General features: G+C 66.5%; 21 protein-coding genes. 7 read left to right on the top strand and 14 right to left on the bottom strand.

The annotated features are described in order from the left end of the window. Positions 1-22: 22 nt before the first annotated feature. Genes A5697_RS07850 through A5697_RS07815 form a run of 8 tightly spaced genes read right to left on the bottom strand, consistent with a single transcriptional unit; the run spans position 23 to position 8,981 of the window. Complete coding sequence (locus A5697_RS07850) at positions 23-1,282, bottom strand: MlaD family protein (RefSeq protein ID WP_068009504.1); 1,260 nt, start codon at positions 1,280-1,282, stop codon at positions 23-25. After that, positions 1,279-2,487: an MlaD family protein gene (locus tag A5697_RS07845; RefSeq protein ID WP_197500950.1), complete on the bottom strand. Its 1,209-nt coding sequence runs from the start codon at positions 2,485-2,487 to the stop codon at positions 1,279-1,281. The genes A5697_RS07850 and A5697_RS07845 overlap by 4 nt, the downstream gene beginning before the upstream one ends. Next, the gene (locus tag A5697_RS07840) at positions 2,484-3,599 is read right to left on the bottom strand and encodes an MCE family protein (RefSeq protein ID WP_068009493.1); all 1,116 of its coding nucleotides are present in this window, start codon (positions 3,597-3,599) and stop codon (positions 2,484-2,486) included. Before A5697_RS07840 ends, A5697_RS07845 begins: the two co-directional genes overlap by 4 nt. Further along, the gene (locus tag A5697_RS07835; RefSeq protein WP_068009490.1) at positions 3,596-4,642 is read right to left on the bottom strand and encodes an MCE family protein; all 1,047 of its coding nucleotides are present in this window, start codon (positions 4,640-4,642) and stop codon (positions 3,596-3,598) included. The genes A5697_RS07840 and A5697_RS07835 overlap by 4 nt, the downstream gene beginning before the upstream one ends. After that, the gene (locus A5697_RS07830; RefSeq protein WP_068009487.1) at positions 4,635-5,690 is read right to left on the bottom strand and encodes an MlaD family protein; all 1,056 of its coding nucleotides are present in this window, start codon (positions 5,688-5,690) and stop codon (positions 4,635-4,637) included. The genes A5697_RS07835 and A5697_RS07830 overlap by 8 nt, the downstream gene beginning before the upstream one ends. Further along, entirely contained in the window at positions 5,687-7,267 is a 1,581-nt protein-coding gene (locus A5697_RS07825) for an MlaD family protein (protein ID WP_068009485.1), read from the bottom strand. The genes A5697_RS07830 and A5697_RS07825 overlap by 4 nt, the downstream gene beginning before the upstream one ends. A gap of 9 nt (positions 7,268-7,276) precedes the next feature. After that, the gene (locus tag A5697_RS07820) at positions 7,277-8,140 is read right to left on the bottom strand and encodes an ABC transporter permease (RefSeq protein ID WP_067945130.1); all 864 of its coding nucleotides are present in this window, start codon (positions 8,138-8,140) and stop codon (positions 7,277-7,279) included. A 1-nt stretch (position 8,141) separates the two neighbouring features. After that, complete coding sequence (locus A5697_RS07815) at positions 8,142-8,981, bottom strand: ABC transporter permease (protein ID WP_067945129.1); 840 nt, start codon at positions 8,979-8,981, stop codon at positions 8,142-8,144. 305 nt (positions 8,982-9,286) lie between these two features. Here A5697_RS07815 and A5697_RS07810 point away from each other — a divergent pair, with 305 nt between their 5' ends. The 5 genes from A5697_RS07810 to A5697_RS07790 all read left to right on the top strand — a co-directional run bounded on the left by A5697_RS07810 (position 9,287) and on the right by A5697_RS07790 (position 13,094). After that, positions 9,287-9,886, top strand: coding sequence for a TetR/AcrR family transcriptional regulator (locus A5697_RS07810; RefSeq protein WP_068009473.1), 600 nt, complete (start codon positions 9,287-9,289; stop codon positions 9,884-9,886). A gap of 54 nt (positions 9,887-9,940) precedes the next feature. Beyond that, on the top strand, positions 9,941-10,222 hold the full coding sequence (locus A5697_RS07805) for a phosphoribosyl-ATP diphosphatase (RefSeq protein ID WP_067945125.1): 282 nt from the start codon (positions 9,941-9,943) through the stop codon (positions 10,220-10,222). Positions 10,223-10,224: 2 nt separating this feature from the next. Continuing rightward, positions 10,225-11,082: an ATP phosphoribosyltransferase gene (hisG, locus tag A5697_RS07800; protein ID WP_067945137.1), complete on the top strand. Its 858-nt coding sequence runs from the start codon at positions 10,225-10,227 to the stop codon at positions 11,080-11,082. A 123-nt stretch (positions 11,083-11,205) separates the two neighbouring features. Further along, on the top strand, positions 11,206-11,715 hold the full coding sequence (locus tag A5697_RS07795) for a DUF4126 domain-containing protein (protein WP_068009471.1): 510 nt from the start codon (positions 11,206-11,208) through the stop codon (positions 11,713-11,715). After that, a complete protein-coding gene (locus tag A5697_RS07790) occupies positions 11,712-13,094 on the top strand; it encodes an FAD-containing oxidoreductase (protein WP_068009467.1) in 1,383 nt (460 codons plus the stop codon). The genes A5697_RS07795 and A5697_RS07790 overlap by 4 nt, the downstream gene beginning before the upstream one ends. Here the strand turns inward: A5697_RS07790 and A5697_RS07785 are convergent. Both A5697_RS07785 and A5697_RS07780 read right to left on the bottom strand, forming a co-directional pair. Then, positions 13,091-14,434 carry a DEAD/DEAH box helicase gene (locus A5697_RS07785; RefSeq protein WP_082953293.1) on the bottom strand — a complete coding sequence of 448 codons (1,344 nt, stop codon included), beginning with the start codon at positions 14,432-14,434 and terminating at the stop codon, positions 13,091-13,093. The genes A5697_RS07790 and A5697_RS07785 overlap by 4 nt on opposite strands. Before the next feature lie 263 nt (positions 14,435-14,697). Beyond that, entirely contained in the window at positions 14,698-15,576 is an 879-nt protein-coding gene (locus A5697_RS07780; protein ID WP_068009570.1) for a RecB family exonuclease, read from the bottom strand. Positions 15,577-15,649: 73 nt separating this feature from the next. Between A5697_RS07780 and trmI the strand changes: the two genes are divergently transcribed. After that, positions 15,650-16,492 carry a tRNA (adenine(58)-N(1))-methyltransferase TrmI gene (gene trmI / locus A5697_RS07775; RefSeq protein ID WP_068009465.1) on the top strand — a complete coding sequence of 281 codons (843 nt, stop codon included), beginning with the start codon at positions 15,650-15,652 and terminating at the stop codon, positions 16,490-16,492. Between the two features lie 7 nt (positions 16,493-16,499). On the opposite strand, the gene A5697_RS07770 is transcribed toward trmI, so the two are convergent. Both A5697_RS07770 and A5697_RS07765 read right to left on the bottom strand, forming a co-directional pair. Next, positions 16,500-16,793, bottom strand: coding sequence for a DUF503 domain-containing protein (locus A5697_RS07770; protein ID WP_067949699.1), 294 nt, complete (start codon positions 16,791-16,793; stop codon positions 16,500-16,502). A gap of 8 nt (positions 16,794-16,801) precedes the next feature. After that, positions 16,802-17,446: a hypothetical protein gene (locus A5697_RS07765; protein ID WP_068009461.1), complete on the bottom strand. Its 645-nt coding sequence runs from the start codon at positions 17,444-17,446 to the stop codon at positions 16,802-16,804. A 310-nt stretch (positions 17,447-17,756) separates the two neighbouring features. On the opposite strand from A5697_RS07765, the gene arc reads away from it, so the two are divergent. Further along, the gene (gene arc / locus A5697_RS07760) at positions 17,757-19,583 is read left to right on the top strand and encodes a proteasome ATPase (protein ID WP_067949709.1); all 1,827 of its coding nucleotides are present in this window, start codon (positions 17,757-17,759) and stop codon (positions 19,581-19,583) included. Between the two features lie 93 nt (positions 19,584-19,676). Here the strand turns inward: arc and A5697_RS07755 are convergent, their stop codons facing one another. Beyond that, on the bottom strand, positions 19,677-20,318 hold the full coding sequence (locus tag A5697_RS07755; protein ID WP_068009460.1) for a hypothetical protein: 642 nt from the start codon (positions 20,316-20,318) through the stop codon (positions 19,677-19,679). Between the two features lie 9 nt (positions 20,319-20,327). Further along, on the bottom strand, positions 20,328-21,512 hold the full coding sequence (locus tag A5697_RS07750) for a hypothetical protein (protein WP_156673205.1): 1,185 nt from the start codon (positions 21,510-21,512) through the stop codon (positions 20,328-20,330). Positions 21,513-21,532: the final 20 nt, after the last annotated feature.

Genomic DNA, 21,532 nt, shown 5'->3' with positions numbered 1-21,532 from the left:
GGATTGGCCCGATGTTAGGGGTTCAGTGGGGCGGTTCGATCGGCAGCGCCGGCCCGCCGTAGGGGGTGGGAATGGTGTAGCGGCCACGGGGGGTCGGATCGGTCCGTTGGCCCAGGTTCGCCCCCGGCGGCGGACCGGCGGTGTCGTCGCCGCCCGGCCGTGGCGCGTTCTTGGCGCCGCGGATCGAGACCGCCGGGTCGTCGTCGCGGCAGTAGGTGTACATGAACGGCTCGTAGTAGTCGGCGGCGGAGGAGGCGTGCGATGGCGTCCCGTAGTCGCACACATAGCGGGGGTAGAGGTCGGCCGTCGCCCACACGCCGTGGTCGTGGAACGTGCTCGTCACCGCGTCCAACACCGAACCACGGTAGTCGGGGAACAGCGCGTTGAGCGCCGGCACCCGCAGATATAACAGCTGCGACATGGTAGCCATGCTGCCCAGCAACTGCACCATCGTGTCGGAATTGTCGGAGAACAGATTGTCGACGGCCGACAGTGTGCGCGGCGTCTGGCCGGTCAACCGGCGATAGCCGGCTTGCATCCTGGCCACGCCGGTCAGTGTTTTATTGAGTTCCGTTGCGGCCGAGCCTAAACCGGCGTTCTTGTCACTCGCCAGCGTGAGCACGACCCGGCTGGTCTTGATGATGCTGGTGGTTTGGGGCAGCACCGAATCAAGGGTCGAGAGCAGGAACGTGCCGCCGTCGACGATGGCGGTCAGCTTCGCCGGCCCCTCCTTGCTCAGGCTCAGCTCCTTTTTGATCAACTCGAGCTTGTGGGGGTCGACCTGGGCCAGCAACCCGTCGGCGTCGGCGAGCAACTGCGCCAAGCTGACCGGGACGCTCGTGTGGTCCGAAGTGATGAGGCTGCCGTCGTGCAGGTAGGGCCCGGCGTCGGAGGTGGCCTCGAAGTTGATGTATTGCTCACCGGCGGGCGAGAGCGCCGACACGTGCACGAAGCTGTTCGCCGGGATTCGCACCTTCGACGTGATGCTGGCGACGGCGTTCACCCCGTTGTCGGTGATCTGCAGCGAATCGATCCGGCCGATCCGCACTCCCCGCAGTGCGACATCCTGGTTGGGCAGTAAGCCGCCGGAGTCCGGCAATTGCACCGTCACTCGGTAGGACGAGGCGAACGGCTTCACCCGCAGCGCGCCGACGAGCAGGTAGGCGGTGGCGACGACCAAGATGAGCACCAAGCCGGCCACCGACAGCCAGACCTGGTGGCGGTGACCGGTACGCACCGCTCGGACAACGGCGTTGGCGAAATTGTCGACGGCGCGGATCATGGCGTCGGTCCTGCCGGGGCCGGCGGCGGCCCGGGGGCGACGTCGATTTGGCCCGGGATGTTCGGGTCCGGTACGACGGGAACCTGCGGCGAATTCGGACCCCGGCCGACCACACGTTCCTGCAGCCGCCACAGGGTGTACTTGAGGGTGCCGACGAGCAGGTTCACGTTGTAGTGGTGCGGTCCGTGCAGCCCGATGTCACCGGGGAATCCGATGTCGGGGATCGATCCGAGCATGATCTTGTCCACGCCCACGTTCACCGAAATCGAGTTCCCGGCCGTCGATTTGACCAGTGCGGGAATCAGCCTGTTCAGCGCCAGCCAGCTGGTATCCGGGCTCATCGCCACGTCGTTGGCGGCCCCCGCGACCGTGTTCAGGTCACGGATGATGCTGCGGCCGCTGGTGTCGGTCCCACCGATCGACGGGAACCTGGCCAGCAACCGGGAGGTGTCACCGACCTGCACGGCCAGGTCGGAAAGCTGGGTGGTGTTGTCGGCCAGGGCCGAAGTGGCCGGCCTGGCCGCCGCCATCAGGTCGGCGATGGTCTGGTTCTTGGCATCGAGTTGGTCTGCCAGTCGCGACAATTGGGTCAGCGCGGTCGAGATCTGATCGGACCGGGAATCCAGTCTCCCGAGCAACTCGTTGGACTTGCGGATCATGTCCCCGAACGCCTGGCCCTGGTCACCGGTCGCCTTGCCGAACCCGTTGATGATGTTGGTGAAGTTACGTACCGCACCGCCGTTCACCAGGATGGCCGCTGAGCTCAGCACCGACTCGACGGTCGCCGCGGCCGCCGTCGAATCCAGGCCGATCGTGTCGCCGTTCTTCAGCAGCGGTCCCTCGGGATCGCCCGCGGCCGGCGGCTTGAGCGCGACGAAGACGTCCCCCAGCGGTGTCGCGGTGCGCAGTTCGGCGGTGCTTCCCCGGGGCAAACGCACGCCGTCCCTGATGCGCAGCCGGGTGACCGCGGTGTAATTGCGTGCGACCATCGATTCGAGCTGACCGACGTCGGCGCCGGCGAGCTTCACCTTGGCGTTCATCGGCAGGTTGAGCGCGTTGGAGAACACCGCATTCAGCGAATAGCCTCCCGAGCCCACCTCCGGCGCCGGAAGGGGCAGGCTGGCAAGGCCGTTCGTGGCGCATCCCGCGGTAACCATCGCCGCGGCCACGGCCGCAAGCATTCCCCGCGCCCCCGCGGTCGTCACTTCTGCCCCATGGCGGCCATTCCGTCCAGCACATAGGTCAAGCCGAAATCGGGGCCGAAATCCTGAATCGTGCCCGTGCTGCAGCCCAATTGCCGAAGCCCCATCAAGTTACAGATCTCTTTGGTGTACTGACTGTCGAAGAGCAGCCGGTCCGTGAGGAAGCGTGCACGCACGCTGCCGTTCGCCCGGTCGACCATGTTGTAGGCGTTGTCGGCCACCAGGGGAGCAAGGTCCAAGAGCTCGGCCAGGTCGCGCCGCTGGTCGGTCACCATCTTCAGTGTGGCATTGCCATTCAGGGCGGTCTGCTTGATGTTGTCGCGGTTGGCGTCGAGCAGGTCGCCGGCCCGCTGGATCAGCTGATCGAGTCTGCGTCCGGTGGTGCCGCTGCCAAGGTCCTCGTCGGCCATGATCTGGCTGACTTGGTGGATGGTGGAGGCGAATTCGCGCAGCTTCGTGTCGTTGGCGGCCACGGCATCGAACAGCGTGCTGATGTTTCTGACGATCGTGGTGATCTGCTCGCGGGTTGTCGCGCCGCCGTCGCTGGACAGGCGCAGCGCCTTGGAGAGCTCACCCAGCGCCGCTTTGATCTTCTCGCCGTTGCCGTTGACCACCTCGGTGCCGCCGCCCAGCACATCGGCGATCGGGCCGCCGCCGTGGCCGTCGCCCTCGAGCGACTTGGTCACCTTGTCCAAAACATTGAGGACACTGCTGAATTCGACGGGTGTCTTGGTGCGGGGCAAGCCGATGGTGTCGTGGTTTTCCAGGGTCGGTCCGCCGTGATAGGGCGGCGTGAGTTCGATCTGCCGGTCGGTGAGGATGGAGGTCGATACCGTGACGGCCTGCACGGTGGCGGGGACTTTGACGTGGCGGTCGACGGTGAATTCGACTTCGACGTAGCCGCCCTTGGCATTGATCTTGGTGATCTTGCCGACCGGCATGCCCAGTACCGCCACCACGTTGCCCTCGTAAAGGCCGGAGGCGCTGTCGAATTGGGCGGTCACGGTGATCGTGTCCTCGTCGGAGCCCAGGTACCACCAACCGATGCCGGCCACCGCTGCGATGACCGCGACGGCGGCGGCGATGGCCACTGCTTTGGATGCCAGTCCTGTCACTTGCAGTCCTTGAAGTACTGGATCATGCCGAACTGTTTGGCACGGCCACTGATCGCGCACATCCACGAGTCGATCAGCGGAACGTTGGGGGCGTTGAAGTTGATCGCGTCGCCGTCGCCCGTGAGGTTGGCCGCCTCCCGGAAGAAGATCGGGCTGGTTTGCAGCATGCTGTGCAGCAGGTCGTCGTGCGCGGACATCAGGTTGGTGAAGTCCCGCATGTCTTTGATCAGCGCGTCCAGGCCCGACCGGTCGTTGACAACGACCTGGCTCATGGTGTCGACAAGGCTGGAGAGGGATTGCATCATTGCGTGGAAAACGGCGCGCCGCGCGACGAATTGGCCCAGCAGGTCTTGGCCCTGGTCGACCAGCGTGCCGATGCCGGCCTGCTGACGTCGCAGCGTGTTGGTAACCTGCTCCGTGCTGCGCAGCAACTGCCCGAGTTGGTCACGTCGTACCGCGATGATCGACGACAGTGTGTTGATGTTCGAAATCGCCTGCGGGACAACCGTCGGCAGGCCCTCAAGCTGCTTGCCGAGCACCGCAAGCGATTGTGCGAACCGGTCGGAGTCCACCTGCTCGAAAGTGGTGGTGGCGTCCTGCAACGCGGCTTGCAGGTCGTAGGGAACCTCGGTGTGCGCCAAGTCGAAGGTGTTGTTGGGCAGGTGCGCCGGACCGTTGGGTTCCAGGGCGAGGTACCGCGAACCCAGAATGGTGGTGACTTTGATCTGCGCCCGGGAATCCTTGCCCAGCGCGATGTTGTCCCGGATCTTCAGCCCCGCCTCAACATGGTCCCCGACGAGTTTCATGCTGGTGACGTTGCCCACCGGGATGCCCGCGACCACGATCGGGTTGCCCGCCCGCAGCGAGGCCGCTTGCAGGAACTCCGCGGTGTAGTGCCGGTATCCGGCGCCGAGCGCATGCACGAGCAGCATGACCCCGATGATCACCGCGACCACCGCGACGGCGATGAACCCGAGCCAGGTCTTGTTGTAGCTTTCCAGCGGACGCCGTTTCATCCGCTCCCACACGGACGCGTCAGCCATCGGCCGTACTCCTGCATCTGGGAGTGTGCCATGCCTTGTTGCCCGGCGTGGCCGCGTTGATGATGATCGGCACCACGTCGTTGAGGCCGGGGAAGAACCCCATGAAGTTCACGTCGCACACGTAGGCATTGCCGTACGCCCCCTGATTGCCCACCCGGGTAAGCCCTTTCAGCAGCAGCGGGATGTTGTCGCCGAAGAAGGCCACCTGCGGTTCCACCTCCATGATGTGTTTGGTGACGCCGGGCTGGCGATCGATGAACTCGCGCAGTGCCGGGTACACGTCTGTGGCCGAGGCCGACAGCCGGCCGGTCACCCGCGCCAGCGAACCCACCGAGGCCACCAGGTCGGAGCGCCGCGCGTCGAGCTCGCCGACGATGCTGCGGGTCTGCGTGATGACGCCGTCGAGATCGTCGTTCTGCTGGGCCAGGTTGCCCATCACCTTGTCGAGATTGGTGATCACGCTGCCGAGGGCCTGGTCTCGGCCCGCGAAAGTCTCTGTGAGCGTGGACGTCTGGCCGACCAGAGTGGTGAGCGATGACGTGTCGCCTTGCAGCGACTGGATGATGCCCTTGGTGAGGTTGTCCGCGTCGTGGGGGTTCAGCAGGCTGAACAATGGTTCGTAACCGTTGAGCAGGGTAGTGACGTCGAAAGACGGCTCGGTGCGTTCCAGCGGGATGGTGCTGCCCGGCGGGAGCGGCTCAGGGCTACCTTCCTTCCCCAAGGACAGTCCGAGGTAACGCTGGCCGACGATGTTCTGATACGTCACCGACGCGAGGGTGTTCCCAAACAACCGCTGTTCTTGCTGCACGACGAACGAGACTCTCGCGAGTTTCCCGTCCAGATCGATCTTTTCGACTCGGCCGACGCGCACTCCAGCCATCCGGACGTCGTCGCCTTCGCGAAGCCCGTACACGTCGCTGAACACCGCCGAATACTGGGCGGTGTTGCCGGCCACGTCACGCCGCAAACTCACATACACCAGCCAGGTCAGCGTCAGCGAGACGACCATGAACAGGGTCAACGCGATGAGTGGTCCGCGAAACTTCATCTGGCCTCCCCGGGCGACGGAGCCGGGGGGTGAGCCAGTGACACCGTGGTGCCGCGGGCGACGGGACCCAGCAGCAGCTCGGTGGCTTCGGTTGCGGGTGCGCCGGTGATCACGCCCAACATGTTCCGTTCGTACTGGCTCCCAACGGGTCCCACGTTCCCGCCAAAGGACGCCTGGGGGATCCACGGCGCCTTGGGCGCTACCGGCGCGACCCACGGTTCGTGCGGTTGTGGTGTCGCGGGCGCCCCCGGTGACGGGTTATCGGGGTTCGCGCTCCCGGGCACGGGTGGCGACGGCGTAATCCCCGGCGCCAGTGGCGGATTCGGGTCTATCAGATTCGGTGGCCCGTTCACGAGCGGCGGGCCGACGGCGACGAGGTTGCCGTCCGGACCGATCACGGTGCCCGGTGGCGGAGCCAGGTCCTTGGGCGGCTGATAGTTCTGCGGCAGCAGCACCTCGGGCAGATCCGGGCGCACCGGAATCAGCGGCGCGGTGAAACAGCTGGGTCCCTTCAGCTCGCCGTAGTGCGGGCAGTCGGCGCGCGTGTAGGTGGAGCTGGGTGTGAATGTCAGCATCGCGCGCATGTTGCCGAGGTTGGTCTGCGGGTTCCAGACCTGCTCCATGAACTGGTTGGCCAGGTTGTCGAGCTTGGCGACCGCGGGCACGAAGTTGTTCGACTTCTGCGCCAGCACACCCAGGACCGGGGTGAAATCGGTGGTGATCCGGATGAGTTGGTCGATGTGGTTGCCGAGCGATTGGCGTGTTGTGCCGACCGTGTAGTCGGCGCCGGACAACAGCGAGGCCAATTGCCCGCGGGTTTCGGCGAATGTCTGCATCGGCTCCACGGCCTGGTGCAATGCGTCGAGCAGATCGGGTGCCGTCTGCGCAAGCCCACTGGTGGCTTCCAGCAGCGCGGACACCGTTGAGGGGCCGGTGTCGGTGCTGACAATCGAATTGAGCTGATCGAGAAGGCGATTCAATTGCGCACCCGCGTTGAGCAGGCTCACCCGGCGGTGGTCGGTGGCGGCGCCCAGCGCGGCCAGGATCCCCACCGACCTGTCATCGCGGTCGCGCCCGGCCGCGGCGAGCAGATCGCGCAACTTGCTCACGGTCGTTTGAAACAGAACGGTCGGCAGCCGCTTGTCTTCCGGGATGTGCGCGCCATCGCGAATTTTCGTACCCGGGCCCACCTGGTTTGGCGAGCCCACCAACTGAACCGACGAGACGGCGAAGACATTGCTGGGCACCACGCGCGCGGTTACGTTGTCCGGAATCGACTTGGCGTACTCCTCTTTGAGGTCGATGTGGACATAGTTGGGTTCGCCGTGCGCTGCCGGGACGACGCCGTCGACCGAGCCGACCAGAACGCCGTGGTACTTGACGTCCGACTTCTGCGGAAGACCATCGCCCACGTTCACCAGATCGGCGACCACGCGCACGTAATCGTTCAGCCTGCCAGTCGATTTGACCAACATCGCGGTGGTGAGCAGGGCGCTGACCACCACGACCGCGATGCCGATGCCGAACAGCTGCCGGTCGGAGGGGCCGCGTCCGTCCATCTCAAAGGAATTGGGCATGTTCGCGACCTACCCGCCGAACCGTGCGCCGGAGTCGACGCCCCACAGCGCCATGGTGAGCAGCATGTTGACGATGATCACGACGGTGATGCTGGCTCGCATGCCGTGTCCCGCCGCGACCCCGACGCCCTCGGGGCCGCCGCTCGCGTAGTACCCGTAGTAACACTGGATCGTCGATGCGATCCAGACGAAGATGACGGCCTTGATCAAGGAATAGACGATGTCCTGGCCGGCCAGCATCAGCGTGAAGTAGTGCAGATAGGAACCCGTCGAGCCGCCACTGCCGATCCCCACCACGATTTGCGTACTCAGGTAACCGATCGCCAGGCACGCGGCGTAAAGCGGCACGATCGCCACCACCGAAGCGATCAGCCGGGTGGTCACCAGGTAGGGGATCGGGCGGATCGCAATCGATTCCATCGCGTCGATTTCCTCGGCGATGCGCATGGATCCCAGCTGGGCGGTGAAGCGGCAGCCGCCTTGCATGGCGAAAGCCAGCGATGCCATCAGTGGAGCCAACTCGCGGGTATTGACCAACGAGGAGACGAACCCGGTGGCGGGGCCGAGTCCGAGCAGATCCAGGAAGTTGTAGCCCTCGATGCCGACGAGCGCGCCGACGGTCGTGCCGAGGACGACGGCCACGCCGGCGGTGCCGCCGCCCACCACGATCGAGCCGTTGCCCCAGGTGATGTTCGACAGCAGCCGCAAGAACTCGCCCCGGTACTGACGCAGGGCAAGCGGCACGGCGACCAGTGCCCGGACGAAGAAGACCAACAAATGGCCCAGTCGGATGATCGGTACTTTGCCCCTGCGGTAGAGGCGGACGAACGGAACCGAAATCGGTGCGAACGGTTGATAAGCGGAGGCCGTCACGTCATAGCCCCGTCCTGGGGGACAACATGATGTAAAGCTGGCTGATCGCGACGTTGACGATCATCAGCAGCAGGATCGCCTCGACGACCGCCGCGTTCACCGAGTTCGCGACGCCCGTTGGTCCGCCCTTGGTGGACAAGCCTTTCTGGCTGGACACGATGGCCACGATCGCGCCGAACACGATCGCCTTCACCAGTGCCAGGATCATGTCATCGGTCGTAGCGAACGACGCGAATGTCGAAACGAAGCTGCCCGGCGCCCCGTTCTGGAAATAGACGTTGAACATGTAGCTCGCGAAGAACCCTGCGAAGCACACGACGCCGGTGAGGGCCACGCCGATCATCACCGCCGCGGCGAGGCGGGGGACCACCAGACGGCGGATCACCGAGACGCCCATCACCTCCATCGCGTCGGTTTCTTCGCGCATCGTGCGCGAACCCAGGTCGGCGGTGATCGCCGACCCGACGGCCGATGCCATCAGCACCGCGGCCACCAGCGACGCCCCCTGCCGGATGACCGCGAGCCCGCTGGCCGCCCCGGCCAGCGACGTGGCCCCGACCTGGCCGGCCAGCAGCGCGAACTGGATGGAGAGGGTGACGCTGATCGGCAGCGACACCAGGATCGTCGGCAAGACGGCGGTGCCGGCCATGAACGCTCCCTGGCGGACGAACTCCTGCCATTGGAATCGCCCGGTCATCAGGTCGAAGAAGAAGTATTGAATGGTGCGCACGCCCAAAACGAACTGTTCCCCGACGGTCGTCAGCGAGGCGACCGGGTGACGTTTGACGTATCCGACCGACCAGTCCCGAACGGCGGCGACGCCATCGACTTGTGTCGTCATAGCGGCACGACCTGCGGCCCGCCCAGCAAACTAATGGCGCGAGTCATCGCGTACCAGCTACCGCGTTCATCGGCCCTCTCCCCACCCCTGAATTCCTGAGTGCCGAGCAGACGACCTCGAGCGCGATTGAAGGCTATTCTTATTAAAATAGTGTCAACAAGCCCTTAGACTCTGCAGTTCGTTGGTGTGTGCCGCATCACATTAGCCTACTTGATAGGGACTTTCAATAGTGTAGAGTCACTCATCTCGGTTCGTCGCTGGACGACACCATGGGGTCGGAATGTCGGATTGACGAAGGTGATGGCATGCCCTCAGCAAACACGGGCTCGCTGCGGGACCGGCGTCGGGCCGCGCTGCTTTCCCAGATCCAGCAGACCGCCCAGCGGCTTTTCGCCGAACGCGGCTATGACGCGGTGACAACCGAGGACATCGCCGCGGCGGCCGGCGTATCGATCAGCACCTATTTCCGGTACGCACCCAGCAAAGAGAGCCTGCTGGTCGGTCCCGTCCGGGAGGCCAGCGCCGAGATCGTCGAGTCCTACAGCGCGAGACCACCGGACGAGTCACCGGTCGAGGCGTTGATCCGGCTGTTCGTCGCGCGCGCCAAAGAGGCCAACGAAGTCCAGACGCTGGATACCTGGCGCCAGGCCGTCGCCACCGCGCCGCGGATGTTGAGCCAATCCGTGCTGGTCACCGAGGCCGAACATCGCCAATTCGTCGAGCAAGTGGCGTCCCGCATGGGCGTCGACGTTGCGGCAGACATCCGGCCCGCGCTGTTGGTGCACACCAGCTTGGCCACAGCCAAATTCGTCATCGATCGCTGGCTCACTCAGCCCCCCGACGGGGCGGAGTTTCACGTTCAGCTCGAAGAGGCGCTGCGCATGACGCTCGCCGGGTTCGACTGACCGGCGGCTCAAAACGTCACCGGCGGAAACCGCCGTGACTTTGCTCGGCGCCGCGTGAAACAATCGCTGGCCGTGAAGACCTTCGAGGACCTGTTCGCCGAACTGGGGGAGCGCGCCCGCGCCCGGCCCCCCGGCAGCGCCACGGTCGCGGCACTGGACGGCGGCATCCACGGGCTGGGCAAAAAGATCCTCGAGGAGGCCGGCGAGGTGTGGCTGGCGGCCGAACACGAACCCGACGAGGCGCTGGCCGAGGAGATCAGCCAATTGCTGTACTGGACGCAGGTGCTCATGATCGCGCGTGGCCTGTCCCTCGACGACGTCTATCGGAAGCTGTGAGCGTGCTGCGGGTCGCGGTTCCCAACAAGGGCACGCTGAGCGAACCGGCCAGCGAGATTCTCGCGGAGGCGGGCTACCGGCGTCGCACCGATTCCAAAGATCTCACCGTCATCGACCCGGTCAACCAGGTCGAGTTCTTCTTCCTGCGGCCCAAAGACATTGCGATCTATGTGGGTTCGGGACAGCTGGACTTCGGCATCACCGGACGGGACCTGGTCCGCGACTCGGACGCGCCCGTGCGCGAACGCCTGGCGTTGGGCTTCGGGTCGTCGAGTTTTCGGTATGCCGGGCCGGCCGGCCGGGACTGGACGACGGCCGATCTGGCCGGCAAGCGAATCGCCACCGCCTACCCGAATCTCGTCCGAAAAGACTTGGCCGAGCGGGGCATTGAGGCGACCGTCATCAGGCTCGACGGCGCGGTGGAGATTTCGGTACAGCTCGGCGTGGCCGACGCCATCGCCGACGTGGTCGGCTCGGGGCGCACCCTGAGCCTGCACGATCTGGTGGCATTCGGCGACCCGCTGTGCGATTCGGAGGCGGTGCTCATCGAGGGCGCCGACCCCGACGGCCAGAACGGGACACGGGCGGCGCGCGATCAGCTGGTGGCGCGGATCCAGGGTGTGGTGTTCGGCCAGCAGTACCTGATGCTCGACTACGACTGTCCGCGTTCCGTCCTGGAGAAGGCCACGGCCATCACGCCCGGACTGGAGTCACCGACCATCGCGCCGCTCGCCGATCCGGACTGGGTCGCCATCCGCGCCCTGGTGCCGCGCCGCGGCGTCAACGAGATCATGGATGAGCTGGCCGCCATCGGCGCCAAGGCGATTCTGGCTTCCGACATCAGGTTCTGCCGCTTCTGATCGAACGGGGTGCGGTGACCCCGGCTGTGTTAGCGTCCGCCTAGGGCTGTTTCGCCCGTGTCACTCCCATGGGCCGTCATCCCTGACCATTGCCGGGCTGTTCGTTCCCTCAGGAGGGTCTTCGTGACACACGCGCTTATCGTGCTGCTGGCTTTGTTGATCGGTGTCGTCGCCGGGTTGCGCTCGCTGACGGCCCCCGCCGTCGTCGCCTGGGCCGCCTTCCTGGGTTGGATCGACTTGCACGGCACATGGGCGGCCTGGATGGCCAACATCATCACGGCCATCGTCTTCACCGTTCTCGCCGTCGGCGAACTCGTCAACGACAAGCTGCCCAAGACTCCGGCCCGCACGGCGCCGCCGATCTTCGCCGCCCGGATCATCATGGGCGGGCTGGCGGGCGCGGTGCTGGGGGCATGGCCGCACTGGACCTATACCGCGCTCGGGGCCGGCGTCATCGGCGCGGTGCTCGGCACCCTCGGCGGGTACCAGGCGCGCAAGCGTCTTGCCGGCGTGGCCGGAAAGGACTTGCCCATCGCGCTGCTGGAGGACGCCGTCGCGATCGTGGGCGGGTTTGCCATCGCCGCGGCGACGGGCCACGTGCTCACGGAGTACCTGCTGACGGCGGTTAAGTGACAGAGCATTTCGACGCCATCATCGTCGGCGCCGGACAGGCCGGCCCACCGCTGGCAGGGCGACTGACGGCGGCGGGGCAGCGTGTCGCGCTGGTGGAACGCAAGCTGATCGGCGGCACCTGCGTCAACACCGGCTGCATCCCGACCAAGACGCTGGTGGCCAGCGCGTACGCCGCCCACCTCGCGCGCCGGGGTGCGGACTTCGGGGTTTCTGCCGGACCGGTCAGCGTGGACATGGCCAAAGTCAAGGCGCGCAAAGACGACATCATGCTGGGCGACCGCAAAGGCGTCGAGGACTGGCTGGCGGGCATGGCCGGTTGCACCGTCTTTCGCGGGCACGCCCGTTTCGAGGATCCGCACACATTGCGGGTGGACTCACAAAAGGGCCAACACGTGCTGCACGCCGACCGGATCTTCCTCAACGTCGGTGGCCGCGCGGTGGTGCCGGACATCCCGGGCCTGTCCGACATCGAATTCCTCACCAACGTCTCCATCCTCGAACTCGACACGCTGCCAACGCATCTCGTCATCCTCGGGGGCGGCTACATTGCGCTGGAGTTCGCGCAGATGTACCGGCGCTTCGGGGCCCCGGTGACCGTCGTCGAGAGGGCTTCGCGCCTGGCGTCCCGCGAAGACGAGGACGTGTCCGCGGCCGTCCGGTCCATCCTGGAGAACGAGGGCATCGACGTCATCGTCGGCGCCGACGACGTTCGGGTTGCCAAGACCGGCAACGGTTTTGAACTCACGCCCAGTGCGGGTGCGGATCCCATCGCCGGAAGTCACCTGTTGCTGGCCGTCGGCCGGCGACCCAACACCGACGACCTGGGGCTTGAGGCGGCGGGTGTGCGGACGGACGCCCGCGGCTACATCGTCGTCGACGACCAGCTCAAGACCAACGTCGACCACATCTGGGCGATGGGCGACTGCAATGGTAAGGGGGCGTTCACCCACACCTCCTACAACGATTTCGAGATCGTCGCCGCCAACCTCCTCGATGACGACCCGCGCCGGGTCAGCGACCGCATCACCACCTACGCGCTCTATATCGACCCGCCGCTCGGACGGGCCGGCATGACCGTCGACCAGGTGCGCGCGTCGGGCCGCAAGGCGCTCGTCGGTAAGCGGCCGATGACCAGGGTCGGCCGGGCGGTGGAAAAGGGTGAGACGCAAGGCTTCATGAAGGTCGTGGTCGATGCCGAGACTCGGGAGATCCTGGGAGCGGCCATCTTCGGCGTCGGCGGCGACGAGGCCGTCCACGAAATCCTGGACGTGATGTCGGCCAAGGCGCCCTACACGACGCTCGCGCGCACCATGCACATCCATCCCACCGTCAGCGAGCTCATTCCCACCATGCTGCAGGAGATGACACCGCTCGCCTAGAAGCGGGTCGCCGCCGTCGGGCGTGGCGGGTCGCCACCGTCGAGTAAGCCGCCTACCGCGACGCGGTGGCGGGAACGGCGTCGCCTGCTACGTGCGGCGGACGGACCGTGACCGGCAACCGCGGTCGGCCCGGGCCGGCGGGACGGCGCCGAGGCGGGCGCGACTACCTTGCGGGGCGCGGCTTCGCCGGCCAGCGCGTGGATGACCGGGGAGGCCGCCGTGACCTGTTGGGGAACGGCGCGAATGGCCGCCTTGCGCATCATCGATTCGGTGTCGCGGCGTTGCTCGGGCAGCGCGATGGTGACCACGTCACCGGAGGCGCCGGCCCGGGCGGTGCGGCCGGATCGATGCAGATAAGCCTTGTGCTCCGCGGGCGGGTCGACGTGGACCACCAGGTCGACGTTGTCGACGTGCACGCCGCGCGCGGCGATATCGGTCGCGACGAGCACTCGCGCGTGTCCGGCCGCGAACGCCGCCAAGTTCCGGTCGCGCACGGCCTGGGAAAGGTTGCCGTGCAACTCCACTGACGCGATACCCGACTGCGTGAGTTGCCGGGCCAGCTTGCGGGCCTGGTGTTTGGTCCGCATGAACAGGATCCGCCGCGAGTCTCCCGCGGCCAACCGGTGTACCAAGTCCTTCTTGGCTTGTGGCCCATCGACACAGAAGAGGTGATGTGTCATCGCAGGGGTCAGCGACGCCGGGTCCGCGACCGAGTGCGTCACCGGGCTGGTGAGGAATCGCTTCACCAGGGTGTCGACCGCGGCGTCCAGCGTGGCCGAGAAGAGCAGCCGCTGGCCGGTCGCCGGGGTGGCCGCCAAGATACGGGTAACGGTGGGCAGGAAGCCCAGATCGGCGAGGTGGTCGGCCTCGTCGATGACGGTGACCTGCACCGCGCTCAGATCGATGATGCGTTGCTTCATCAGGTCTTCCAGGCGGCCCGGGCAGGCGACGACGATGTCGACCCCGGACTTCAGCGCCGCGGCTTGCCTGTGCTGCGGCACCCCGCCGAAGATCGTGACCACGCGCAGACGCCGAACCGCGGCAAGCGGCTCGATGGTCGCGGCGATCTGGGTCGCCAGTTCACGGGTGGGGGCCAATACCAGCCCGGTCGGCCGGCCCGGCCGCCGGTTACCGGCATCGAGCCGGCTTACCAGCGGGATCGAGAACGCGAGCGTCTTGCCGCTGCCGGTCTTGCCGCGGCCCAACACATCACGGCCCGCAAGGGTATCCGGCAAGGTCTCGATCTGGATGGGAAACGGCCGGTGAGCGCCGCCCTTAGCGAGCGCGTCAACCAACGGCTGGCTCACGCCGAGGTGAGCAAAAGTTTTGTCTTCAAGCATATTTCATTGTCCCTAAGCATCGGTGGTAGCGAGATTGCCCGTCTGGCAACATCGATCGCCGCGACTCGAGGCTGTGCGGTGCGCACCTGGTCATCTCTGACTCGGCGCCCCGCGGGGATCTGAGAAGAAATAACGAATCGATCACGACGTGCTGGCAAGCCGTTCGGCGCCAACGTTGTCAACAGCATACCGCACTCGCGGTGAGCTGCTTAGTCGGCGGTTACGCGACAGAGACCCTGGTCACATTATTGGTGAGCGACCTGTCACGCCGCCGGCTCGGCCTGACGCGAAACATCTTGTGCGGGTATGTATTCCGGCCATCCCGGGTAATTCGGCGGCGTTCCGCCGAACAAGGGGCAGTGCTGCTGGTGTGGGCACCAGTCACACAACCGCGACTGGCTGGGGCGGAAATCGCCCGTCTGCCCGGCGGATTGGATAGCGCGCCAGATCGCCATCAAGGTCTTCTCGAAGCGCAGCAACTCGTCGTGGTCGGGCGAGTAGTCCAGCACTTGGCCGTCGGCGAGGTAGATGAGCCGCAGCCGGGTGGGCGGCACGCCGCGGGTGCGCAACAGGGCAACCGCGTAGAACTTCATCTGGAACATCGCCTTGAATTCGGCCAGCGCCCGCGCGGCGGGCGGCGCCTTGCCGGTCTTGTAGTCGACCACCCGCAGCTCGCCCGTGGCGGCGACGTCGATCCGATCGATGAACCCGCGCAGCAGCGTGCCGTCGGCGAGCTCGACCTCCACGCGTTCTTCGCAGCAGTGCGGGTCGAAGCGGGTCGGGTCCTCGAGCCGGTAATAGCCGGAGAGCAGCGCACGGGCCTCGGCGATCAGCTGCCCGCGCTGCGCGGGATCGAACTCACCGGCCAAGTCGGGCGCGGCGGCGATCACCTGCTCCCAGGCCGGCTCGACCAGCGACAGTGCGGTGTCGGGACCGCGCTGGGCGGCGGGCAGGCCGTAGAGCTGCTGCAGGGCCGCGTGCACCACCGAGCCGCGCAGCTGTGCGGCCGACGGCGCCTCGGGCAACCGGTCGATCGCCCGGAACCGGTACAGCAGCGGGCACTGCTTGAAGTCGGCCGCCCGCGACGGGGAGAGCGCCGGTTTCGCAGCCGGCCGCCCGCGTGTCTGCGGCTGGTCGATCATGAGCGCAGCGTAGAACCGGGTGCCGACAACCCCGAGCACCGCCCACGGCGAGTCGGCTGGCACGCTAGACGGCGTGTCCGCAACCGGCCCGTTCACCGTCGGGGAACGCGTCCAACTCACCGACGCCAAGGGCCGGCACTACACGATGTCGCTCACGCCCGGCGCGGAGTTCCATACCCACCGCGGCTCGATCGCCCACGACGCGCTGATCGGGCTGGAACAGGGCAGCGTGGTCAAATCCAGCAACGGGGCGCCCTTCTTGGTGCTGCGCCCGCTGCTGGTCGACTACATCATGTCGATGCCCCGCGGGCCGCAGGTCATTTACCCCAAGGACGCGGCGCAGATCGTGCACGAGGGCGACATCTTCCCGGGCGCGCGCGTGCTGGAGGCCGGGGCCGGATCGGGGGCGCTGACCTGCTCGCTGCTGCGCGCGGTCGGGCCCGAGGGGCGAGTGGTCTCCTACGAACAGCGCGCCGATCACGCCGAACACGCCCGTCGCAACGTCTCGGTGTTCTATGGCCGGCCGCCGGACAACTGGGAGCTGATCGTCGGCGACGTCGCCGACTCCGATCGGCCCGACGGCTCCTTTGACCGGGCCGTGCTGGACATGCTCGCGCCGTGGGAGGTGCTCGACGCGGTGTCCCGCCTGCTGATCCCCGGCGGCGTACTGATGGTCTACGTGGCGACCGTGACCCAACTGTCGCGCGTCGTGGAGGCGTTGCGGGCCCAGCAGTGCTGGACCGAGCCGCGATCGTGGGAGACGCTGCAACGCGGCTGGAACGTGGTGGGCCTGGCCGTCCGGCCGCAGCACTCCATGCGCGGGCACACCGCGTTCCTGGTCTTCACGCGACGGCTCGCACCCGGCGTCATCGCCCCGGCGCCGTTGGGGCGCAAACGCGAGGGCCGCGACGGCTAGCGGGCGCCTAGTCGTCGCTGCGCCGCAGGCCGCGCCGCACCGACAGCAGCTCGAACTCGGGGTGCGCTGCCACCAGCCGTTCGGCCGCATCCAGGACGTCGACCGCGTGGCTCCGGTCGGCGGACACCGTGGCCACGCCGATGCCCGCGCGCCGGTAGAGCTCATGCGAACCGGTCTCGGCCGCCGACACGCTGAATTTGCGCCGCAGCTCGGCGACGACAGGGCGGATCACCGACCGTTTCTGCTTGAGGGACCGGACGTCACCGAGCAAGACGTCGAACTCGAGCCAGCCAATCCACATGCCGGGGGTCAACCGGGTGGACTCGGGGTCGGCCCGGGCTCCGGGGCCGGCGCGGGGGCGGGTTGTGGCGCGGGCGCCGGCGCGGGTGCCGGGGCCGGCTCGGGAGGTGGAGCCGGTGCCGGGTTGGGGGGCGGGGTCGCCGCCGGCGACTTGCCCATCGCCAACAGCATTTCGCCGGTTCGCCGGGACAACTGCCAACCCCCTTGGAAGGGCGTGAATTCCATGGGGAAGTGGAAGCTGCCGTTTGCCGGTTGGGCCGTGTTGACGTCGATGGTCGCCACCACGTCGGCGGGGGTCTTGTCCGACCAGGCGATGTCGTGGGCGACGAAGGTCATCGGGAGGTAGCCGTTGTCGCGCAACGCGTTGGAGAACTTGCCCAGGGTGTCCGCGCTTTCCGGGGTCGCGCCCTCGACCAAACTCACCTTGTTGATACCGGGTACGTTCGGGTCGACGAGCCGGGTCAAGATGTCGGTAAGGGCTTCAGGCGTCGGCAGCGGGGTAGTCGGAGAGATGACGACCGTGCTCGACGTGGCAGGGGCCGCCGCGGGCACGGAGGAGGCGATTCGGGGTTGCTGGTGCGACGAACATCCCGAGAGTCCGACCGCCGCCAGGATGGTGGCGGCGCTCAACGTTGCGGACAGGTGTCGGTGCATCCAGTCGGTCAGGCCGGCTGCGGGTTTGGGGCGCTGCGCGAAAGGGGCACCCGCCGTGCGGTCGGGCCAACGGGTGCAACCGAACTCACACCCGCGCTCGCCACGCCGACGTCGGCTGAGCCGACTGGGCCGGTGGCGAGGCTTTTTGCGGTCACGGCGGCCCTTTCGATCAGCGAGATTAGTGGCCGAGATTACCAGCGAGACAAAAATCTTAACTTTTCGTGGGTATTTGACTCCCCACATCATTGGTCAATCGCCGGTAGCTTTGAAGTATCCACCGCGCCAATTCGGTGTGGGAAAGGAGCGCAACATGGGTGGCTCAGAGCGTTCTGAATCATTCGGTACCCCCCGCGAGTCAGGCATGTCCCCCGGCGATGCTGCCGAATTGGAAGAACTACGTCGCGAGGCAGCGCTGCTGCGCGAGCAACTCGAGCATGCGGCCGGGCAGAGTGGTGCCCGCTCCGCGCGCGATGTGCATCAACTCGAAGCCCGTATCGACTCGCTTGCGGCCCGCAATTCGAAGTTGATGGAGACGCTCAAAGAGGCGCGCCAGCAACTGCTGGCGTTGCGGGAGGAAGTCGATCGGCTCGGGCAGCCGCCGAGCGGTTACGGCGTGTTGTTGGGCGCGCACGAGGACGACACCGTCGATGTGTTCACCTCGGGCCGCAAGATGCGCCTGACTTGCTCGCCGAACATCGACGTCGCGTCGTTGCGCAAGGGTCAAACGGTTCGCCTCAACGAGGCGCTGACCGTCGTCGAGGCCGGCACCTACGAATCGGTCGGCGAGATCTCCACGTTGCGTGAGCTGTTGGCCGACGGGCACCGCGCGTTGGTTGTCGGTCACGCCGACGAGGAGCGCATCGTGTGGCTGGCGGAGCCGCTGGTGGCCGAGGACCTGCCCGAGGGGCACCCCGACGCGCTCAACGACGACACCAGGCCGCGCAAGTTGCGGCCGGGCGACTCGTTGCTGGTCGACACCAAGGCGGGCTACGCGTTCGAGCGCATCCCCAAGGCCGAGGTCGAAGACCTGGTGTTGGAGGAGGTGCCCGACGTCAGCTACCAGGACATCGGTGGCCTGACTCGCCAGATCGAGCAGATCCGCGACGCCGTGGAGCTGCCCTTCCTGCACAAGGAGCTGTACCGGGAGTACGCGCTGCGCCCGCCCAAGGGTGTGTTGCTGTACGGCCCGCCCGGATGTGGGAAGACGTTGATCGCCAAGGCGGTCGCGAATTCGCTGGCCAAGAAGATGGCCGAGGTGCGTGGGGACGACGCGCGCGAGGCGAAGTCCTACTTCCTCAACATCAAGGGCCCGGAGCTGCTGAACAAGTTCGTCGGCGAGACCGAGCGGCACATCCGGCTGATCTTCCAGCGGGCCCGCGAGAAGGCGTCCGAGGGAACACCGGTGATCGTCTTCTTCGACGAGATGGACTCGATCTTCCGGACCCGCGGCACCGGCGTCTCCTCCGACGTCGAGACCACGGTGGTCCCGCAGCTGCTCAGTGAGATCGACGGGGTGGAGGGGCTCGAGAACGTCATCGTGATCGGTGCCTCCAACCGCGAGGACATGATCGACCCCGCGATCCTGCGGCCCGGCCGCCTGGACGTGAAGATCAAGATCGAGCGCCCCGACGCCGAAGCGGCACAAGACATCTTCTCGAAGTATCTGGTCGAGACGCTGCCGGTGCATGCCGACGATCTCGCCGAGTTCGGGGGCGACCGCGCGGCCTGCATCCGGGCGATGATCGAAAAGGTCGTCGAGCGGATGTACGCCGAGATCGACGACAACCGGTTCCTGGAGGTCACCTACGCCAACGGTGACAAGGAAGTTATGTACTTCAAGGACTTCAACTCCGGCGCCATGATCCAGAACGTCGTCGACCGGGCGAAGAAGAACGCGATCAAGTCGGTGCTGGAGACCGGGCAACCGGGTCTGCGCATCCAGCATCTGCTCGACTCGATCGTCGACGAGTTCGCCGAGAACGAGGACCTGCCCAACACCACCAACCCCGATGACTGGGCACGGATTTCGGGTAAGAAGGGCGAGCGGATCGTCTACATCCGCACGCTGGTCACCGGCAAGAGCTCGAGCGCATCGCGGGCCATCGACACCGAATCCAACCTCGGCCAATACCTGTAGGGCTCTAAGTCGCGTCGCCGCGACACTTGAACCACGCACGCGACCCGCCGAGGCGGATGTGCGTGGTTTAAGTTTCGGCGGCTTCGGCAGCCGTCAGTCGGTCACCAGCGAGTAGCTGTTGGTCAGATTGTCCTGCAGCACTTGGGCCGCGCGGGTCCGGGTGTCCACGCGCAGCTCCTCGGCGAGGACACGCGGCTGGTAGGTCCACCCCGCCGGCAGGTCGAGCCGGTCGGCGAGGCGCGGCAGGTCGGCTTGCGACAGGTTGGGGTCGGCGACCTGGCTCAAGGTCTGCATCACCCAGTGCTGCCCCTGGGGGTCGATGAGTTCGTAGATCTGTTGTCCGGCGTTGAAGACGAAGACCGTGTGGCGATTGACCTTGTTGGGGATGTAGGGCGCGGGATTCATCGAGGACAACAGGACCGTCGCCTGCTGGATCATCTCGATGCCGCCGAAGGTCTTGGTCACCTGCGGACCTGGGGCCTCTTTCTCGATGGCGTTCATCAGCCAGTACCGCGGACCGTTGAGCAGCGCTGCGGCCACACCGTTTTCGGCGGCGATGGCGTGCGGGTCGAGCGCGGACCACAGTTCGGCGGGGCAATCGTTGAGCGGGAAGCTGTTGTAGACCGTTGCCTGCGGGCCGGCCTCGCCGGCGGTTACCAGCAGCACCTCGCCGTAGCGTTTTCCGGCCAGGTCGAGCGCGTGTTTACCGACGTGGTCGGATTCGGGGGCGGACACACGGTGAAGTTAGTCACTACCGTCGGTGCCGTCAACAGCAAGCGCGGACGGCGCGACCGCGCCGCGGTAGCGGTTGCGGGCGATCAGCGTGGCATGCAGGTCACCGATCAGCGGGTCCAGGAAGGTGGACCGATATTCGGCGTCGCCGGCCGCGCGGGCGCTGATGTACATGAAGGTCAGGGCCCCCAGGAAAAGACTCATGTGCACCAGCGAATCCGGGACCGGCAGCGTGAAGCCCAACACGGTCGCGGTGCTTTTGTAGGTGTGGGTCCATTCGTTGAGCAGTTCGGGGCTCAACACGATCAGGCCGAGAATCAGGTAGATGGTGGCGGTGACCACTGCCACCACCAGGATCTGCGCCAGTTGGGATGCGGCCAGAACGAACACCACGTTGAGGCGTTCCGTCTTCTTCAAAGGGGCGCTGTCCGGGGTGTCCGTCAACGCCGCGAACGGCGTGCCGGCCAGGTGCTCGGTGTCTTCGGGCAGGACCGCCGCCGACTTGAGCATCGGCCGCACCCGCTCGACCGTGGCGGAGATGACGAAGGCCGCCGCGATGGAAACCAGGAACGCCATCGCCAGTCCCAGCCGGTTCCCGCTGATCGTCGCGGCCATCAGCCACACGTAGGTGTTGAAGAAGACCAATGCGGTGAGCAGCACGACGGGCAACGCCCGGACCGCCAGGGCGCCCACCATCGTGAAGTGCGACAACATCATGCGCATCGCCCAGCCGACCACCGAACCGACGCCGAAGCCGGTCAGGATCAGCACGACGGCAATGACGGCGGCCTGCTGCGGCAGTTGAGCGGCATCGCCGGTCGCCACCCCGACGGACGCTACGACCACAACCGACGCCGTCGCTATCGTCGCGCGTGCCCGCCCGTTTCGTGATCGCGACACCAGCCAGCCCGCAAGCGCCATCAGCGGCAGGCTGAGGCCGACGATGACGAGCACGAACAATTCGGAAGTCGTTGGTGTGCCCGTGATTTCGACGTCATGGCCGCCGGTGATCAGATACACAGGCAGGATGCAGGCCTGCAGCGTCGCGTACGCCGCCAGCACCGGCGCCGCGCGTGGCCATAGCCGCCGCCACCGGCCCCGCCGGGTCAGCACCGACGGCAACCCACGCTCTAAGAACCACTGTTCAGCCGCGGCCGACTGCCTGCGGTCCGGCGTGCGGCGCCGAGTTGGGTCCACATCGGCTCACCCTAGTGGCG

The organism is Mycobacterium sp. E3251, assembly GCF_001666835.1.
Lineage (GTDB): Bacteria > Actinomycetota > Actinomycetes > Mycobacteriales > Mycobacteriaceae > Mycobacterium.
This window is presented reverse-complemented; position numbering and strand designations above follow the sequence as displayed.

Bases quoted from the DNA above. Each gene is read 5' to 3' on its own strand.
- A5697_RS07850 (WP_068009504.1), bottom strand. From the start codon at position 1,282: ATGATCCGCGCCGTCGACAATTTCGCCAACGCCGTTGTCCGAGCGGTG.
- A5697_RS07835 (WP_068009490.1), bottom strand. From the start codon at position 4,642: ATGGCTGACGCGTCCGTGTGGGAGCGGATGAAACGGCGTCCGCTGGAA.
- A5697_RS07830 (WP_068009487.1), bottom strand. From the start codon at position 5,690: ATGAAGTTTCGCGGACCACTCATCGCGTTGACCCTGTTCATGGTCGTC.
- A5697_RS07825 (WP_068009485.1), bottom strand. From the start codon at position 7,267: ATGCCCAATTCCTTTGAGATGGACGGACGCGGCCCCTCCGACCGGCAG.
- A5697_RS07815 (WP_067945129.1), bottom strand. From the start codon at position 8,981: ATGACGACACAAGTCGATGGCGTCGCCGCCGTTCGGGACTGGTCGGTC.
- A5697_RS07810 (WP_068009473.1), top strand. From the start codon at position 9,287: ATGCCCTCAGCAAACACGGGCTCGCTGCGGGACCGGCGTCGGGCCGCG.
- A5697_RS07785 (WP_082953293.1), bottom strand. From the start codon at position 14,434: ATGCTTGAAGACAAAACTTTTGCTCACCTCGGCGTGAGCCAGCCGTTG.
- A5697_RS07780 (WP_068009570.1), bottom strand. From the start codon at position 15,576: ATGATCGACCAGCCGCAGACACGCGGGCGGCCGGCTGCGAAACCGGCG.
- A5697_RS07770 (WP_067949699.1), bottom strand. From the start codon at position 16,793: ATGTGGATTGGCTGGCTCGAGTTCGACGTCTTGCTCGGTGACGTCCGG.
- A5697_RS07765 (WP_068009461.1), bottom strand. From the start codon at position 17,446: ATGCACCGACACCTGTCCGCAACGTTGAGCGCCGCCACCATCCTGGCG.
- arc (WP_067949709.1), top strand. From the start codon at position 17,757: ATGGGTGGCTCAGAGCGTTCTGAATCATTCGGTACCCCCCGCGAGTCA.